Here is a 16,685-nt window from a genome sequence, read left to right on the forward strand (position 1 = left end):
AAGGGGCAGGCAAGCGGACTTCAGTCCCGCGGCCGGTTCGCGCCCGGCGCTGGCGTAACGCCACCCAGCCGATAGGACAGCCCGAGATACACCACGCGCCCGTCGAACCGCCGCACGTTGCGCTCCCTCAGCACGGGCGTCTCGATGCGGGTATCCGATCCGGTCGAACCGAATACGTCGTTCACGTTCAGTACGAGGCTCAGCGCCGGGGTCAGCGTGCGCCGGTAGTTGACGCTGGCATGGGAATACGGCTTGCGCGATCCCTGCCCGAACAGCGATGCCCCCTGCGCGCTCAGCGTGAGCTGCACGGTATCCTGCTTTGTCGCTTTGTAGTTGAAACGCGCCCGGCCCGTCAGCGAGGTCGCGCTGCGTCGCGCATCTCCGCCCAGTTGCTCGTCCCAGCTGCGCTGTTCCATGCGGTTCACGGTGCCGCTGGTGTGCAGGGTCAGGTTCGGCAGCAGTTTTCCGTTCGCCGAAAATTCGAGACCCGCGCTGCGGCTGCTGCCGCTGTTGTCGCGCGTGGTCAGCAGCACCGTCTCGCTGATGAAGTAGCGCCGTTCGGAGATCTCGTGCGCGTCATGTTCGTAGAACGCGCGCAGGTTGGTCTCGACCGTGCCGATCCTGGTTTCCAGCCCCAGGTCCAGCGAATCGCTCGTGCCCGGGCGAAGGTGCGGGTTGCCGGAAGAGACGTTGAACTCGTCGCGGTACACCACAAAGGGATTGAGTTCGCGCGCATCCGGCCGCCGCAACCGTCGTGCGTAACTCAGGCGGACATCGGTGGCCTCGGATAGGCTGTAGTTGATGTAGAAGCTCGGGATCAGGCTGGTGTCCCGGTTGTCGGCACGGATACCGCTGGTCATCTGGTCGATGTCGAGCCGGATGTGCTCGACCCGCAGCCCGCCCAGCACGCCCCAGCGTTCGCCGGGCCGCCATTCGTAGGAGCCGTACACGGCAACGCTGGCCTGGCCGACGCGGAAGCGGTTGGTGCGCACCGGGTTCACGGTCTCGATGCCGGTCGCCGGGTCGATGCTGGTGTAGCGCGTGTCGAAGGTATCCGTGTGCCCGGCCCACTTGCCGCCCAGCTTGAGCGTGCCGCTCTCGCCCGGCCGCTCGTAGTCGGCGGTCAGGTCGGCGATGCGGTTGGCGGTGGTGCCGGCCTGTCGGCTGCGCGTATCCAGCACGCCCGGAGGACGCAGCGTGTAGGTGTTGGTGAATGCATTGTCGCCCAGGGTGTCGGAGGAGGACAGCCGCAGGTCCGCGCTGAATCGTTCGCCGCGCAGCGCGCCCTTGCGCTCCCAGGATGCGCCCACGCTGTAGTGGTCGCTCTCACCCGTGCGCATGGTGCTGCGTTCGTAGTCGCTGTCGGCGATGTCGTCCTGCCCGAAGTGGACGTAGCGGTCGTGCGCGTCCAGCCCGTTGCCGCGCCGGGAAAAGGACGCGTTCGCGGCCAGCTTGTCGCGCTCGTCCAGGTTGTAGGTCAGCGAGCCGCTGAATCCCGCCGAGTCGTTGAGCCCGCGCGAGGACGTATCCTGCGTGCTGCGGCTCTCGACGCCGGTGACCGGGTGGATGCGCGTGCGCGCGGCATGCCCGGACGAGCCGCGCCCGTCCTGGCGCATGTGGACCGATCCCTGCGCGCCGAAGCGCCCGGCATGGTAGCTGCCGTTCAGCGAGGCGTTGCGGCGACCGGCGGTGCCGGCATTGGCGTTGAGGACGGCGAAGCCGCCGGCGCGGCGCGTGCGCTTCATCACGATGTTAATGACGGGGCCGCCGCCCGACTCGTTGCCGAACTGGGCGCCCGGGTTGTTGATGACTTCGACCGAGGCGATGTCGCCCGCGGGAAGGGCGTTCAGCGCGGCGCCGCGTTGCTCGCCCTGCAGCATGGCCGACGGTTTGCCATCGATGAGCACCTGGACGTTCTGCTTGCCGCGCAGTGTCACATTGCCGTCGGGATCGACCGATACCGACGGCACCTTGTTGAGCGCATCGGCGGCGGTGTCGTTGCTCGCGCCAGGGTCGTTCCCGATGTCGTAGACCTGGCGGTCGGCCCGGTTGGTCGGCCGGGCTCCGACGACCGTTACCTCTGAAGGGGGCGGGGCAGGTGCGGCGGCGCCAGCCGGCGCAGGCTTGGCGGCCGGCGCGGCCACAGGCGGCTGGACGGGGGGCGCCTGTGCGCTGGCGGCGGCCTGCAATGCGCACAGCAGTGCGGCGGCACAACCTTTGTGCAACAGAGGCGGAGAACCCATCGGCGGTGCGGAGTAGGAAAATGTTGAGCATAGAGAACTTTTCCGCCGAAGTACAGGGGCCGTTCGTGCGGCAGGCTTGTCCTCCACCGTGTCATGATGGGCACAACGAACAGCCCCGACATGTATGACGCCTACCGAGCCAAGCAACCTGCCGCTGTACATCATCCTCAACGCCGGTTCCGGCCATGCGGAGACCGATCTGCAGCGCCAGACCATCGAGGAGGAGCTGGCGCGCGCGGGCAGGCGTTTCGAGCTGACGGTGGTGGAGGACCCCGGCGAGCTGGCGCAGGTCGCGGAACAGGCGGTGGCCAAGGCGCGCCAGGCTGGCGGCATCGTGGTCGCGGCGGGCGGTGACGGGACCATTAATACGGTGGCGCGCGCGACGCTCTCCAGCGGCTGTCCGTTCGGGGTGCTGCCGCAGGGGACCTTCAATTATTTCGGCCGCACGCACGGGATCCCGCAGGACCTGGCCGGGGCGGTGCGCGCGCTGCTGACGGCGCATGTGCAGCCGGTGCAGGTGGGCCGCCTGAACGACCGCATCTTCCTGGTCAATGCCAGCGTGGGACTGTACCCGACGCTGCTGGAGCAGCGCGAGCGCGACAAGCGCCAGTATGGGCGCAGCCGGGTCATCGCCTTCCTCTCGGCGATCAAGACCATCCTGGGCTTTCGCAAGCAGCTGACCATCCGCTTCGACCTGGGCGGCGCGCCCGAGACCATCCGCACCACGACACTATTCGTGGGGAACAATGCGCTCCAGATGGAGCAGGTGGGCATCGAGACGATGAAGCTCGCGCTGGAAGAAGGCAGGCTGGCGGCGGTGGCGCCGCGCTCGATCGGCAAGCTGGCCACGCTGGGCCTGCTGGTGCGCGGCGCGTTCGGCCAGCTGGGCGGGTCCGGCGACCTGATCGCGTTCGGCTTCAGGCGCATGACGGTGTGGCAGCGCGGCTGGTACGGCAGGCGCCGCGTGAAGGTGGCGATCGACGGCGAAGTCACGCACCTGGCGCCGCCGCTCGAGTTCGAAGTGATCGAAGACCAGCTGCTCCTGCTGGTGCCGGAAAATCCCGTGCGCGAGTGAGCGCCGTCACTCCGTCTGGAAGGCCTGCTCGCGCTTCTTCTTCAGTGCCGGCAGCAGCACCACCGCCATCGCGGCCAGCGCCAGCGCCAGCATGGCCGCGCTGATCGGACGCTCCACGAACACCATCGGATCGCCGCGCGAGAGCAGCAGCGCGCGCCGCATGTACTCCTCCATCATGGGGCCGATGATATAGCCGAGCAGCATCGGCGCCGGCTCGGCCCCCAGCTTGGCGCAGATGTAGCCAAGCAGGCCAAAGATGGCCAGCAGCCAGACGTCGAATTCGCTGTTGTTCAGGCTGAACACGCCGATGGCGCAGAAGGTCAGGATGGCCGGGTAGAGCAGGTGGTAGGGCACCGCGATCATCCGCACCCACAGGCCGATCATCGGCAGGTTCAGGATCACCAGGAACAGGTTCCCGAACCACATGGACACCACCAGTCCCCAGAATAGCGCCGGCTGCTCGGTCATGACGGCAGGTCCCGGCTGGATGCCCTGGATGATCATCGCGCTGATCATCAGCGCCATCACCGGGTTGGCGGGGATGCCCAGCGTGAGCATGGGGATGAACGAGGTTTGCGCGCCGGAGTTGTTTGCCGCTTCGGGCGCGGCCACGCCTTCGATCGCGCCTTTGCCGAATTCGCCGGCGTTGGGCGAAACCTTCTTTTCGATCGAGTAGGCGGCAAACGACGCCAGCATTGCGCCGCCGCCGGGCAGGATTCCCAGCGCCGAGCCGAGCGCGGTCCCGCGCAGCACGGGCGCAACGATGCGCTTGAAGTCTTCCTTGCTGAGCATCAGGCGGCTGACCTTGCGCGCGAGGACGCTGCGGGCGCCTTCGTCGTGTTCCAGGTTGCGGATGATTTCGCCGATGCCGAACATGCCCATCGCCGCGATCACGAAGTTGATCCCGTCGGCCAGTTGCGGCATCTCGAAGGTATAGCGCTGCGCGCCGGAGTTGACGTCGGTCCCCACCAGCCCGAGCAGCAGGCCCAGCAGGACCATGCCGACGGCGTTGAGCAGCGAGCCGCTGGCCAGGACGACCGAGGCGACCAGGCCCAGCACCATGAGGGAGAAATATTCCGCGGGGCCGAACCTGAGCGCGAGCTCGGCCAGCGGCGGCGCGAACAAGGCCAGCAGGATGGTGGCGACGGTCCCGGCAAAGAACGAGGACAGCGCGGCGGTGGCGAGCGCGCGTCCGGCGCTGCCGCTGCGTGCCATCTGGTGGCCGTCGATGGCAGTGACCACGGACGAGGACTCGCCCGGCAAATTGACGAGGATCGCGGTGGTGGAGCCGCCGTACTGGGCGCCATAATAGATCCCGGCCAGCATGATCAGGGCCGACGTCGGCTCCAGGCCGAAGGTCACCGGGAGCAGCATCGAGATGGTGGCGATCGGCCCGAGGCCCGGCAGCACGCCGACCGCAGTCCCGACGAACACGCCGATCAGGCAGTACATCAGGTTGGTCATCGTGAACGCGGTGTCGAAGCCCAGCGCGAGATTGGCGAGGATGTCCATGTGCGTTGGCTCCGCTCAGAAGTCCAGCCAGGGGCCGATCACGGGCATCGGCAAGCCCAGTAGCCGCACGAACATCAAGACGGCGAAGACGGCCAGCCCGATGGCCAATGGCAGCGCCCAGCGCAAGCGGAAGCCGGGGCTGGCCAGCGCGCTCAGCAGCACCAGCAGGACGATGGACGGGGCCAGCCCGGCGCCCCGCATCAGGTAGCCGAACAGCAGGATCGAGCCGAGCACCAACACCATGCCCTTGATGTGGAAGCTCCCCACCGGCTCGCCGTCGCGCAGGAACGAACGCACCACCGCGAGCAGCCCAATCAGGGCCAGCAGCCCGCCCAGCACGGAAGGGAAGTAGGCGGGGCCCATGCGCGCGACGGACCCCATCGGCAGCTCGAGCGCGAACACGATGGCGGCCAGGCCGAAGGCCAGGAAGATGATGCCGGTCCAGAAATCTTTCGGATGGCGGATGAATGCGGGCACGTGATTCTCCGGGTGGGGATGCCGGTCGGGCTGGCCGGCTGGCCGCGCCGGGGCGCCGGGCGGACCCGCCCCGGCGCCCGAGCCGGATCTAGTCGGCGTAGGCACCGGCCTTGGTGATGATCGGCTTCCAGCGCGCGATCTCGGCTTGCAGGTGCGCGCGCAGCGCTTCCGGCGTGGCGCGCGTGGCCGGCACGGGCTCCGTGCCCAGGTCGGCGAATCGTTTCACGACGGCCGGGTCCTTGAGCGCGGCGCGCAGCGCCCCGGCCAGCTGGTCCACGACCGGTTTGGGCGTGGACTTGGGCGCGTACATGCCGTGCCAGACCGCCACCTCGAAGCCGGGCAGGCCTGCTTCGTTCAGCGTCGGCAGGTTCGGCAGCGAAGGCACGCGCTTCCTGGTGGTCACGCCATAGGCCTTGATCTTGCCGCCCTTGATCTGGCTGGTGGTGTTGGTGGTCTGGTCGCACATGAAGTCGACCTGGCCGCCCAGCAGGTCGTTCATGGCCGGGCCCGTGCCTTTGTACGGGACGGTTGTGAGGTCGGTGCCGATGGCGGTCATGAACAGCATGCCGCACAGGTGCGAGGCCGAGCCGAGACCGGCGTTGGCGTAGGTGACCTTGTCTTTGTTGGCCTTGACGTAGGCGAGGAATTCCTTGAAGTCGCGGGCCGGGAAATCCTTGCGCGCGACCAGCGTCATCGGCACGTCGGTCACCAGGCCGATCGGCTCGAAAGCGGCGACCGGATCGTAACTGAGCTTGCGGTACAGGCTGGGCGCGGTCGACTGTCCGATGTGGTGCAGGAAGATCGTGTAGCCGTCCGGCCTGGCCTTGGCCGCGCGCGCCGCGCCGATCGTACCGCCGGCGCCGCCGACGTTCTCGACGATGATCTGCTGCTTGAGCGTCTTGCCCATCGATTGCGCGAGCAGGCGCGCCACCGTGTCGGTCGGGCCGCCCGCCGCGAACGGCACGATCATGGTGATTGTCCTGTCAGGATAATTCTGGGCCTGGGCCATCGCGCTGGCGGCGAGGGCGAGGCAGGCAACGGAGCGCAAGAGTGCTGCTTTCATCGGGATCATCCTTCTCGCATTGATTAGTCGGGACCGGGCCGGCAGGCGCGGCCCAGAGAAAAACCAACAAGCTGCGTGGGTGAATACGCAGCTAAGGTTGTACCAGAAGCTTGTCGAAGATTCAACGCCGTTCGCGGCGCTGTCGCGGCACGCCCACGGAACCCCCGTTCAGGCAGCCTGTTCCCTGTGAAGTGCGAGGCGCATCGGTTGCGACAGCAGCGGGGAGCCGTCGCCCAGGGGCTCCGGTTCGCCGTGGGGAAGGAAACCGGCGCGGGCGTACAGCCGTGCGGCCGGAGTGTCGCCGCAGGTCACGCCAAGCTGCACCACGCTGGCCTGCATGGACTGTGCCCAGGCGATCGCTTCGCGCAGCAGGGCGGATGCTACCCCGCAGCCACGGCTCTCCGGTGCCACCCACATCTGGAACAGGTTGACGAGCGCGGGCTGGGCCGTGTCTTGCCTGGCCCACAGCAGGCCGAGCGCTGCGCCATCGCGTTCGGCGACGAGGGGACAGTCCCGGCCGGAAACCGCTGCCGCCGACAGGCGGTCTTGCCAGTGGGTGGGCGGCAGCGCCTGTTCGGCTTCCCAGGTGCTGCCGAACGCATCCGGCGAGTCGGCGAGCGAACGCAGGCGGAGCTCGCGGTAGGCGGGCGCGTCGGCAGTTTCCAGTCGGCGGATCGTGAAGGCGGGTTCCATTGGCTGTCCTTGCTTGTCGGACCAGCTTACGCCACGGGCGGCAGTTCCCGCAAGGTCGGGAGAATATTGTTATGCTCTCGTCACCGCAACCGAACGAGGAAGAACATGAAGACCAAAGCAGCAGTTGCATGGCAGGCCGGCGCACCGCTCACCATCGAAGAGGTTGACCTGGACGGTCCGCGCGAAGGCGAGGTGCTGGTCGAACTCAAGGCCACGGGCATCTGCCACACCGACTACTACACGCTATCCGGAGCCGATCCGGAAGGCATCTTCCCGGCCATCCTCGGCCACGAGGGCGCGGGCATCGTGGTCGACGTGGGACCCGGCGTGAAGACGCTGAAAAAAGACGATCATGTCATTCCGCTGTACACGCCGGAATGCCGCGAATGCAAATTCTGCCTGTCGCGCAAGACCAACCTGTGCCAGAAGATCCGTGCCACCCAGGGCCGCGGCCTGATGCCGGATGCGACCACGCGCTTCTCGCTGGGCGGCACGCCGCTGTTCCACTACATGGGCACGTCCACGTTCTCCAACTACATCGTGGTGCCCGAGATCGCGCTGGCGAAGATTCGGTCCGACGCGCCGTTCGACAAGGTCTGCTACATCGGCTGCGGCGTCACTACCGGCGTGGGCGCGGTGCTGTTCTCGGCCAAGGTCGAGGCGGGCGCGAACGTGGCCGTGTTCGGACTGGGCGGCATCGGCCTGAACGTGATCCAGGCGGCGCGCATGGTCGGCGCGGACAAGATCATCGGCATCGACATCAACCCGGCGCGCCAGGAGATCGCGCGCAAGTTCGGCATGACGCACTTCATCAACCCCAACGAAACGGCGAACGTAGTGGACGACATCGTCCAGCTGACCGATGGCGGGGCCGACTACAGCTTCGAGTGCGTCGGCAACACGACGCTGATGCGGCAGGCGCTGGAATGCACCCACAAGGGCTGGGGACAGTCCTTCATCATCGGCGTAGCGGCTGCCGGGCAGGAAATCTCGACCCGTCCGTTCCAGCTGGTCACGGGCAGGTCCTGGAAAGGCTCCGCGTTCGGCGGGGCGCGTGGCCGTACCGACGTGCCGAAGATCGTCGACTGGTACATGGACGGCAAGCTCAATATCGACGACCTGATCACCCACCGGCTGCCGCTCGAACGCATCAACGAAGGCTTCGACCTGATGAAGAGTGGCGAGTCGATCCGCTCGGTGGTGCTGTACTGAAGAGGGCGCGATGGAACTGATCAGCGAACATGCCTGCTTCGGCGGCGTGCAGCGGTTCTACCGCCACGACTCCGCCGCGATCGGCCTGCCGATGCGCTTCTCGATCTACCTGCCGCCGCAGGCTTCGACAGGCAAGGTGCAGGCGGTGATGTACCTGGCCGGGCTGACCTGCACCGAAGAGACCTTCATGATCAAGGCCGGCGCACAGCGCGTGGCCGCGCAGCTCGGGCAGATCCTGGTCGCGCCGGACACCAGCCCGCGCGGCGCCGGGGTGCCGGGCGAGGCCGACAGCTGGGACCTCGGCGTGGGCGCCGGCTTCTACGCCGATGCGACGGCCGAGCCCTGGCGCGCGCACTACCGGATGCACAGCTACCTCCTGGAGTTGCACCAGCTGGTGCTGGACGAATTCCCCGTCGATGCGGCGCGCTTTGGCATCATGGGCCATTCGATGGGCGGGCACGGAGCGCTCGTCATGGCGCTGCGCCACCCGCAACTGTTCTCGTCCGTTTCGGCGTTCGCGCCCATCTGCGCGCCCAGCCAGGCGCCGTGGGGCATCAAGGCATTCTCGGCTTATCTGGGCGAGGACCGCGCGCAATGGACCCAGTACGACGCCACCGCGCTGATGGCGAACAGCCGCATCCCGTTTCCGCGCGGGATCCTGGTCGACCAGGGATTGTCGGACAAATTCCTGGAGAGCCAGCTGCACCCGCACCTGTTCGAAGCCGCGTGCGAACAGGCGCACCAGCCGCTCACGCTGCGCCGCCACGAGGGCTACGATCACGGCTATTACTTCATCTCGACCTTCATCGAAGAGCACCTTCGATTCCACAACCGGTAGGCGGTCCGCAGACGATACCGCCAACGCATTGGGAGGACACTTCATGACACCGATGAAAGCCATTGTGACCGGCCACACCAGGGGACTGGGCGAAGCCATCGCACGCGACCTGATGTGGCGCGGCATCCCGGTGCTGGGCATTGCGCGCGGCCAGGCGGACGCGTTGCAGGCGGCGTTTCCGGACCTGCTCACCCAGGCTGCACTGGACCTCGGGCGGCCGGACGCGCTGCGCGACTGGCTGCTCACGGACGACCTGCGCGATTTCCTGGACGGGTGTTCGCTGGCTCTGCTGGTCAATAACGCGGGTACGGTGCAGCCGGTCGGACCGCCGCAAGACCAGGACCCTGCCGATGTGGCGCTGGCCGTCGGCCTGAACGTGACTGCGCCGCTCATGCTGTCGGCCGCGCTGGCCCGGCTGCAGCAGGCCGCCGCCTGCCGCATCCTGCACATCTCCAGCGGCGCGGGCCGCAACGCCTATCAGGGCTGGAGCGTGTATTGCGCCACCAAGGCAGCGCTCGACCATCATGCGCGCACGGTGGCGCTCGACGGCCACGCCGGCCTGCGGATCAGCAGCCTGGCGCCAGGCATCGTCGACACCGACATGCAGGCGGAAATCCGCGCGACGCCCGAGGAACGCTTCCCGCTGCGCTCGCGCTTCGTCGAACTGAAACAGGCAGGAGAGCTCGTCGCACCGTCCGAATGCGCGACCCATGTGGTGAACTATCTTCTCGGCCCGTCGTTCGGCGCACACGCGGTGGACGACCTGCGCGACTAAGCATGTTCCTGCCCCTGTACCGATCAAGTAAGATGGCGGTCCAGAAAACAATAAATGGGGTGGTGAAGAGATGGGATTCGAGTTCAACCTGCTGGCAGTCGTGCTGGCTGCCGTATCGAGCTTCATGCTGGGCGGGCTGTGGTATTCGCCGGTGCTGTTCGGCCGCGCGTGGAACGAGGAAAACGGCGGCGTGCCGACGGCCGGGCATCCGGCCAAGGTATTCGGCGTCAGCTTCGTGTTCTCGCTGGTCGCGGCACTGGCGTTTGCTTCGCTGCTGGGCCCCGCGCCCGCGCTGGCGCACGCGCTGGGAATGGGCCTGCTGGTCGGTTTCGCCTGCGTGGCGGCGAGCTTCGGTATCAACTACCAGTTCGCCAACCGTTCGTTCAAGCTGTGGCTGATCGACGGCGGCTACCATACCGCGCAGTTCCTGCTGTTCGGCCTTGTGCTGGGACTCTGGCACTGACGCCATCCGCGGTCCCGGCAGGGCAGGCATTATGTTCCCTGCCGGATCGCTCTCGTGTTCAATTGAAATGTATTGTTGGCCGGATCGCGTCCCGATTACTATATTCCTCGTAATCTTTCCGGGAACGTCATGTCAACCAAGGTGGAACGCCCGCGCGGCAAGATCACGCCGCAGGACAGGATCAGGCGCATGCTGGGCTACTGGGCGTCCAACGCGGTCCTGTACATCATCTGCATCGGACTCGTTCTCGACGAAATCGTCAGCGGCACCCTCGCGCTGGCGCCCGGCATCGGGGTCATCGCGTTCGCCGTGGCACACCTGGCCATTTTCTATGTGCTGATCAGGCGCTCGCCGTACAGCGGCATCCCGCACTGGAAGCTGGCATGGGCGCAGGGCTTCCTGGCGGTGAGCTTCCTGTTGATCCTGTATGCGCTGCTCCCTTCGGTCCACGCCAACCTGCTGATCGGCCTGCCGGTGATCGTGGTATTCCTGGCGTTTCCGCTGCGGCCGCGCCAGACGATCGCGCTCAGCGCCTTCGCCATCATTGGACTGGTCGCCACCGCTGCGACGATTCACCTGCTCGATCCGGCCGCATTCCCGCTGCGCTCCGAGATCGTGAATGTCATCATCGCGTCCGCCGCCGTGATTGCGGTGACGCTCATCACGCGCGACCTGCATGCCTTGCGCCAGCGCCTGCGCGGGCAGGCCGACAACCTGATTAGCGCGCTGGCGCGCATCGAGACGCTGGCCACCACCGATGAACTGACCGCGCTGTCGAACCGTCGCCACATGCACGAACTGCTGGACCAGGAAGAGCGCCGCAGTAGCGGGGACCACCGTCCCACCTCGATCGCGCTGATCGACATCGACCATTTCAAGCAGATCAACGACCGCTTCGGCCATGCCGGGGGCGATGCGGCACTGCGTGCGCTGTCGCGCGAGGTCAGGCGCTTCCTGCGCGAAGACGATACCCTGGCGCGCTGGGGTGGGGAGGAGTTCCTGATGCTGATGCCCGACACCATGCTGGCCGACGCGATGAAGGTGGTGGAGCGCATGCTGGACGGGGTGCGCAAGCTGGTGCTGGACGACGCGGGCTATCCGTTCAAGCTGACCTTCTCGGCCGGCGTGGTCGAGTGCCGCCCCGACGAGCGCTTCGCCGAGGCGATCCGCCGCTCGGACCTGGCGATGTACGAAGCCAAGGCGCGCGGCCGCGACATCGTCGTGGCCGGCTAGGAAGGGCGCCGCCGGCGCCGGGGAACTGCCGTTGGCCGCATAGTCCGGCCCGCGCGGAGGCGGGCCGGGGCGGCAATCAGAAGTGGTACGACCAGTTGACCGTGAAGGTACGGCCGCGGCCGGCGAAGGTGTTGATCGTCTTGTCCAGCGTCGACGACTGCGAGTAGTAGCCGATGTACTGGCGGTCGAACAGGTTCTCGATGCCCACGCCGAACTGGCCGTAGCGGGTGTCGAAGCTGGCGATCGCGTCGGCCACGGTGTAGCCGTTGAAGTGCTCTTCCAGGTTGGACGCGCCGGCGAAGCGGCCCTCGTTGATGTCGCGGTCGGCCAGGTGGGTGGCCTGCACGCGCAGGTTGGAGCGCGGTGCGAACTGCCAGTTCGCGCCCAGCACGGCCTTGTCCGGGCCCTGGTTGCGTGCGCCCAGCGCCACGTCCAGCGGCGTGCCTTGTGCGATCGCGGTCTTGCCGCGCGTGGTGGCGTAGCTGCCGAAGGCGGACAGCGCGCGCGACAGCCTGACCTCGCCCGACACCTCCCAGCCCTTCACATGGGTCGGCACGCGGTCCACGTGGCCGATGCCGTTCACCACGCGGATCACGCTGCCCACGTCCGAACGCGAATCGTAGTAGGACGCGCCCACGTTGCCCCAGGCGCCGCGCCAGGTCGCGCCGACCTCGTTGTTGCGGGTGACGACCGGCTCCAGCGCGATCAGGCTGGGGACCGACTGGTTGGGGCGGTTGATGCCGCGCAGGACCAGGCCCGCGTCCGGCAGGCCGAAGCCTTCCGAGCTCGATGCGAATACCGACCAGCCGCCGCCGACGCGCCAGACCACGCCCAGGTTGGACACGGTCTCGGCGAACGAGGTCGAACCGCCCTTGACCAGCGTGTTGTTGTAGGCCGCCAGGGTGGTGTAGGTGTCGACGTTCAGTTCAGCGAACTCGCGGCGCAGGCCGCCGCGCACGGTGAACGCGCCGAACTCGTATTCGAGCTGGGCGAACGGCGCGGTGGAGGTGAATTCCAGCGGCGGCACCCAGGTGCGGTCGGTGATCGCGAGGCGCTGGCGCGTGTTGTCGTGCAGGTAGTCCACGCCGACGGTCGCTTCCAGGCCTTCCACCAGGGTATCCGGACGCACGTAGGTGACCTTGGCTCCGCGCTTGTCGGCCACGATCTCGGACTGGTCGTACAGCGTGCCGACCGGCGCGAGGCGCACGTCCTGGAAGGTGCTGGACGTGGCCGCGCCGTACAGCGCGGTGAAGTCCTGCTTGAACAGCTGGGTCGACAGCGCGCCGCCGCCCAGGCTGGCGTGGCGGTAGTCCAGGCTGATCGCGCGCGCCTCGTTGCGCGGCGGCGTGCCGGGCGGGGTGCCGCGCTCGGACGAGGTCGGGATGCCGGCTGCCAGGTTGGCGCGCACGGTGCGGTAGTCGCCGTCGCCTTCCAGCTCGAAGCGGTTGACGGACAGCTGCACGCGCTGGTCGCCGAAGTCCTTGCCAAGCTTGAAGAACACGTCGTTGCCGCGGCTGTCCATGGTGTCGCCCTGGACCGTGTCCAGTCCGAGCGGGCGGCCCTCGCCGTCGTAGCCCATGCCGCGCCGCTGCACGCCCGCGTAGGCGAACAGGTCGAACGCTTCGGTCTTGTGCGAGACCGTGTAGCCGGTCTTCCAGTCGATGCTGTCGCTCTCGAACTGGGTGGTGGCGCGCACGTGCACCGAGCTGGTGGTGCCCATCTTGCGCGGCGACTTGGTGATGTAGTTGATGATGCCGCCGGTCGCGCCCATGCCCTGGATCGCCGAGGCGCCGTTGATCACTTCCACGCGTTCGATGATCGCGCTGTCGGCGAAGTAGCCTTCACGCGCGCCGTTGCGCAGCGGGTTCGATTGCGGGATCCCGTCCAGCAGGATCAGCGGCTGGCGGCCGCGCAGCGATTCGCCCTGCGAGGTCAGCTTCTGGCGGCTGGGCGCGTAGCCCGGCACGTAGATCGCCAGCGCGGCCGAAGGATCGTCGGCCAGCGCATATTGGGTGGACAGCTCGCGCTGGGAAATCACCGACACTGCACCCGGGATCTTCTCCACCGCCTTGCTGGCGCGGGTCGCGGTAATCACCACCTCGGACTGGCCTTCGTTGGCGGGCGCGGCTTCCTGCGCGCCGGCGCTGGCCGCGCCCAGGGTGGCACAGGCGAGCGCGACGGAGCGGGCGAGAGGGGAGAGCTGGATCATGACGGACTTTCTGGGCAATAAGTGAATACAGATAGTAATGATAACGATTCTCATTCACGGAGGCAAGAGTATTTTTCTTGGCGGTAATGGAGAAAACAAAGCGAGGAAGCACACCGAAGGCCCGGGCGCGGTCGGCTATACTCGCAGGGTTGACGTTCGTACAGGTATTCGATGGATCAGGATCAGGGTGGTAACAGTGGGGACGGCTGGCGCGGCATGCACCGCCGCAGCGTGGATGCTGCCGGGTCGCGCCTGCGGGGAATGCATGCACGCCTGATGGCGCGCCCGCTGTGGCAGCGCTTCGTTTTGGTCGGGCTGTGGGGCGGCGCGGCGCTGCTGCTCGCGCTGCTGCTGTGGATACTGATCCTGATACCGCTCACGCCCGGCATCAGCGACCTGCGCCAGGCGCGCGCGGCGCAGCCGACCGTGATCGTCGGCGCCGACGGCCGCGAACTGACCAGTTTCGAAGAGGGCGTGCACGAGCATGTCCCGCTCAACAAAATCTCCCCGCACGTGATCAAGGCGCTGGTCGCAACCGAAGACCACCGCTTCTATGAGCACAGCGGCATCGACTTCCGCCGAACGGTCGCGGCGCTGGTCTACAGCGCGGGCGGCGACCGCCAGGGCGGCTCCACCCTGACGCAGCAGCTGGCTCGTAACATGTTCCCGAAGGAGATCGGGCGCTCGCGCAACATCTCGCGCAAGCTCAAGGAGATCGTCACCGCCATCAAGATCGAATCGGCGATGAGCAAGGACGAGATCCTGGAAGCCTACCTGAACACCGTCCCGTTCCTGTATAACGCGTTCGGCATCGAAGCGGCCGCGCGCACCTACTTCGGCAAACCGGCAGCGAAGCTCGACATCCTCGAGAGCGCGACGCTGGTGGGCATGCTCAAGGGGACCAACTACTACAACCCGGTCAGCAACCCGAAGCGTTCGCTGGAACGGCGCAACGTGGTGCTGGGCCAGCTGATGCGGCGCGGCGAAATCAGCAAGGAGCGCTTCGACGCCCTCAAGAAGCGCCCGCTGCGGCTGCGCTTCGAGCGCCAGCTGGAAAAGAACGGCAAGGACAGCGACAACCACTTCACCGCCTACGTGCGCAAGTGGCTGATCGAATGGGCCGACGAGAACGACTACAACCTGCAGCGCGACGGCCTGGTGGTGCACACCACGCTCGACCCCGAGCTGCAGGCGGCGGCCCAGAAAGCGGTCGCGCGCCAGGCCGAGACACTGCAGGCGATCGCCGACGTCGAATGGAGCGAACCATCGGTATGGTCCTCCTCGTCCACAAGCGACTACACGGACATGCGCAGCTACGTCAAGCCGTTCGACTACTTCTGGCGCAGCCACGGCGGCCTGCTGGACGCCTTCATCCGCGAATCGGACAGCTACCGCAAGGCGGTGGAGGCGGGCGAGGATCCGAAGGACGCCGTGAGGCGCCTGCGCGCGGACCGCGACTTCATGGCCAGCCTGCGCGCGGCCAAGACGCGCCTGGAGGCTGGCTTCGTCGCGCTCGACCCGCGCACCGGCGAGGTCAAGGCCTGGGTCGGCAGCCGCGACTTCCGGCGCGACCAGTTCGACCACGTGGCGCAGGCCGAGCGCCAGCCCGGTTCCACCTTCAAGCCGATCGTGTACGCGGCCGCGCTGGAAAAGGGCCTGACCCCGGACCACGAGTACCGCGACGCCGTCCTCGACATCCATGCCGGCGACGGCACCGTGTGGCGCCCGACCGACATGGAAGGCACCAGCGGGCGGATGGTGCCGATGCGCGACGGCCTGGTGTACTCCAAGAACACCGTCACCGCGCAAGTCATGCAGGACGTGGGCGTGGGCGGCATCGTCAGCCTGGCGCAGGGCCTGGGCATCCGCGAGAGCAAGCTTGACCGGGTGCCTTCGCTCGCGCTGGGCACCAGCCCGGTCACGCTGCTGGAAATGGTCAATGTGTACGCGTCGATCGCCTCACAGGGCCAGTACCGCAAGCCCGTATTCGTGCGGCGCATTACCGACCGCGCCGGCAACGTCATCGCCACCTTCGGGAACGGCGCGCCGGAACAGGTCATGTCGCAGGCCTCGGCCGTCACCCTGATCGACATGATGCGCGGCGTCGTCAACCGAGGCACCGGCACGGCGGTGCGCTTCCGCTTCGGCATCTACGGCGACGTGGCCGGCAAGACCGGCACCACGCAGCGCAACGCCGACGGCTGGTTCATCCTCATGCATCCGCAGCTGGTGGGGGGCGCGTGGGTCGGCTTCAACGACAACCGCGTCACCATGCGCAGCAACTACTGGGGGCAGGGCGGCCACAACGCGATCCGCCTGGTTGGCGACTTCTTCAAGACCACGCTCGACGCCAACAAGCTCGATCCGCGCGCCGTCTTCCCTGGCGGGCGTCCGCCCGCGCCGGCGCGCCCGCGCGTCGAAGTGGAAGAAGAGCCCGAAGAAGTGTTCGAGGACCCGGGCGAACTGCAGACCGAGGACGGCCAGCCGGCCGACCCGTACCAGCCTACCGAGCCGCTGCCCGACCCCGAAGAAGTCCAGGTCGAAGAAATCGACCCGCCGGTCGAGCAGTCACCACCGCCGCCGGCCCCTCCCATCCAGGAACCCGAAGCCACCATCGAAGGCTAACGATACCTCCCGTTTGCGCTACATCAAACCCGGGGTCAGGCACGCCCTTCCCCTGGTGCCTGACCCCTGGTTTGCGCTATCTCAAGCGCGGGGTCAGATACCGTCTTGAATTACAAGCCGTCGATTTAAGAAATGTGGATCAAAGGGCTTGCCTGACTTGATCACACCGTAAATGAGGTGGACAAGCTTCCTCATTACAGCGCCAATCACGGCTTTGGGAGCCATCCCGTTGGCCAACAACCGCTCGGCGAACACGTTAAGCAGCGG

General features: G+C 67.1%; 13 protein-coding genes. 7 read left to right on the forward strand and 6 right to left on the reverse strand.

Annotation, left to right across the window (positions count from 1 at the left end; all coding sequences use genetic code 11):
* Nucleotides 1-20: 20 nt before the first annotated feature.
* Nucleotides 21-2,243, reverse strand: a complete 2,223-nt coding sequence (locus ACFSQR_RS17915) for a TonB-dependent receptor domain-containing protein (protein WP_377731385.1) — start codon at nucleotides 2,241-2,243, stop codon at nucleotides 21-23.
* A gap of 124 nt (nucleotides 2,244-2,367) precedes the next feature.
* Here ACFSQR_RS17915 and ACFSQR_RS17920 point away from each other — a divergent pair, with 124 nt between their 5' ends.
* Nucleotides 2,368-3,318 (forward strand): diacylglycerol/lipid kinase family protein, encoded by a 951-nt coding sequence (locus ACFSQR_RS17920; protein ID WP_377731386.1) that lies wholly within the window; start codon nucleotides 2,368-2,370, stop codon nucleotides 3,316-3,318.
* 6 nt (nucleotides 3,319-3,324) lie between these two features.
* On the opposite strand, the gene ACFSQR_RS17925 is transcribed toward ACFSQR_RS17920, so the two are convergent.
* The 4 genes from ACFSQR_RS17925 to ACFSQR_RS17940 form a co-directional block, all read right to left on the reverse strand.
* Nucleotides 3,325-4,830, reverse strand: coding sequence for a tripartite tricarboxylate transporter permease (locus tag ACFSQR_RS17925; RefSeq protein WP_377731387.1), 1,506 nt, complete (start codon nucleotides 4,828-4,830; stop codon nucleotides 3,325-3,327).
* A 15-nt stretch (nucleotides 4,831-4,845) separates the two neighbouring features.
* Nucleotides 4,846-5,307, reverse strand: coding sequence for a tripartite tricarboxylate transporter TctB family protein (locus ACFSQR_RS17930; protein WP_377731388.1), 462 nt, complete (start codon nucleotides 5,305-5,307; stop codon nucleotides 4,846-4,848).
* A gap of 88 nt (nucleotides 5,308-5,395) precedes the next feature.
* Nucleotides 5,396-6,370 carry a tripartite tricarboxylate transporter substrate binding protein BugD gene (locus ACFSQR_RS17935; protein ID WP_377731389.1) on the reverse strand — a complete coding sequence of 325 codons (975 nt, stop codon included), beginning with the start codon at nucleotides 6,368-6,370 and terminating at the stop codon, nucleotides 5,396-5,398.
* Between the two features lie 168 nt (nucleotides 6,371-6,538).
* Nucleotides 6,539-7,063 carry a GNAT family N-acetyltransferase gene (locus ACFSQR_RS17940; RefSeq protein WP_377731391.1) on the reverse strand — a complete coding sequence of 175 codons (525 nt, stop codon included), beginning with the start codon at nucleotides 7,061-7,063 and terminating at the stop codon, nucleotides 6,539-6,541.
* 105 nt (nucleotides 7,064-7,168) lie between these two features.
* Between ACFSQR_RS17940 and ACFSQR_RS17945 the strand changes: the two genes are divergently transcribed.
* The 5 genes from ACFSQR_RS17945 to ACFSQR_RS17965 all read left to right on the forward strand — a co-directional run bounded on the left by ACFSQR_RS17945 (nucleotide 7,169) and on the right by ACFSQR_RS17965 (nucleotide 11,584).
* Entirely contained in the window at nucleotides 7,169-8,275 is a 1,107-nt protein-coding gene (locus ACFSQR_RS17945) for an S-(hydroxymethyl)glutathione dehydrogenase/class III alcohol dehydrogenase (protein ID WP_377731392.1), read from the forward strand.
* A 10-nt stretch (nucleotides 8,276-8,285) separates the two neighbouring features.
* Nucleotides 8,286-9,113, forward strand: coding sequence for an S-formylglutathione hydrolase (fghA, locus tag ACFSQR_RS17950; protein WP_377731393.1), 828 nt, complete (start codon nucleotides 8,286-8,288; stop codon nucleotides 9,111-9,113).
* 52 nt (nucleotides 9,114-9,165) lie between these two features.
* Nucleotides 9,166-9,888 (forward strand): SDR family oxidoreductase, encoded by a 723-nt coding sequence (locus tag ACFSQR_RS17955; RefSeq protein WP_377731413.1) that lies wholly within the window; start codon nucleotides 9,166-9,168, stop codon nucleotides 9,886-9,888.
* A 70-nt stretch (nucleotides 9,889-9,958) separates the two neighbouring features.
* On the forward strand, nucleotides 9,959-10,351 hold the full coding sequence (locus tag ACFSQR_RS17960; protein ID WP_377731394.1) for a DUF1761 domain-containing protein: 393 nt from the start codon (nucleotides 9,959-9,961) through the stop codon (nucleotides 10,349-10,351).
* A gap of 129 nt (nucleotides 10,352-10,480) precedes the next feature.
* Complete coding sequence (locus tag ACFSQR_RS17965; protein ID WP_377731395.1) at nucleotides 10,481-11,584, forward strand: diguanylate cyclase; 1,104 nt, start codon at nucleotides 10,481-10,483, stop codon at nucleotides 11,582-11,584.
* Nucleotides 11,585-11,660: 76 nt separating this feature from the next.
* Here the strand turns inward: ACFSQR_RS17965 and ACFSQR_RS17970 are convergent, their stop codons facing one another.
* The gene (locus ACFSQR_RS17970) at nucleotides 11,661-13,793 is read right to left on the reverse strand and encodes a TonB-dependent receptor (protein ID WP_377731397.1); all 2,133 of its coding nucleotides are present in this window, start codon (nucleotides 13,791-13,793) and stop codon (nucleotides 11,661-11,663) included.
* 171 nt (nucleotides 13,794-13,964) lie between these two features.
* Here ACFSQR_RS17970 and ACFSQR_RS17975 point away from each other — a divergent pair, with 171 nt between their 5' ends.
* The gene (locus tag ACFSQR_RS17975; protein ID WP_377731398.1) at nucleotides 13,965-16,418 is read left to right on the forward strand and encodes a penicillin-binding protein 1A; all 2,454 of its coding nucleotides are present in this window, start codon (nucleotides 13,965-13,967) and stop codon (nucleotides 16,416-16,418) included.
* Nucleotides 16,419-16,685 lie beyond the last annotated feature (267 nt).

Origin of the sequence: Pseudoduganella sp. GCM10020061 (assembly GCF_042683405.1) — a bacterium.
GTDB lineage: Bacteria > Pseudomonadota > Gammaproteobacteria > Burkholderiales > Burkholderiaceae_D > Telluria.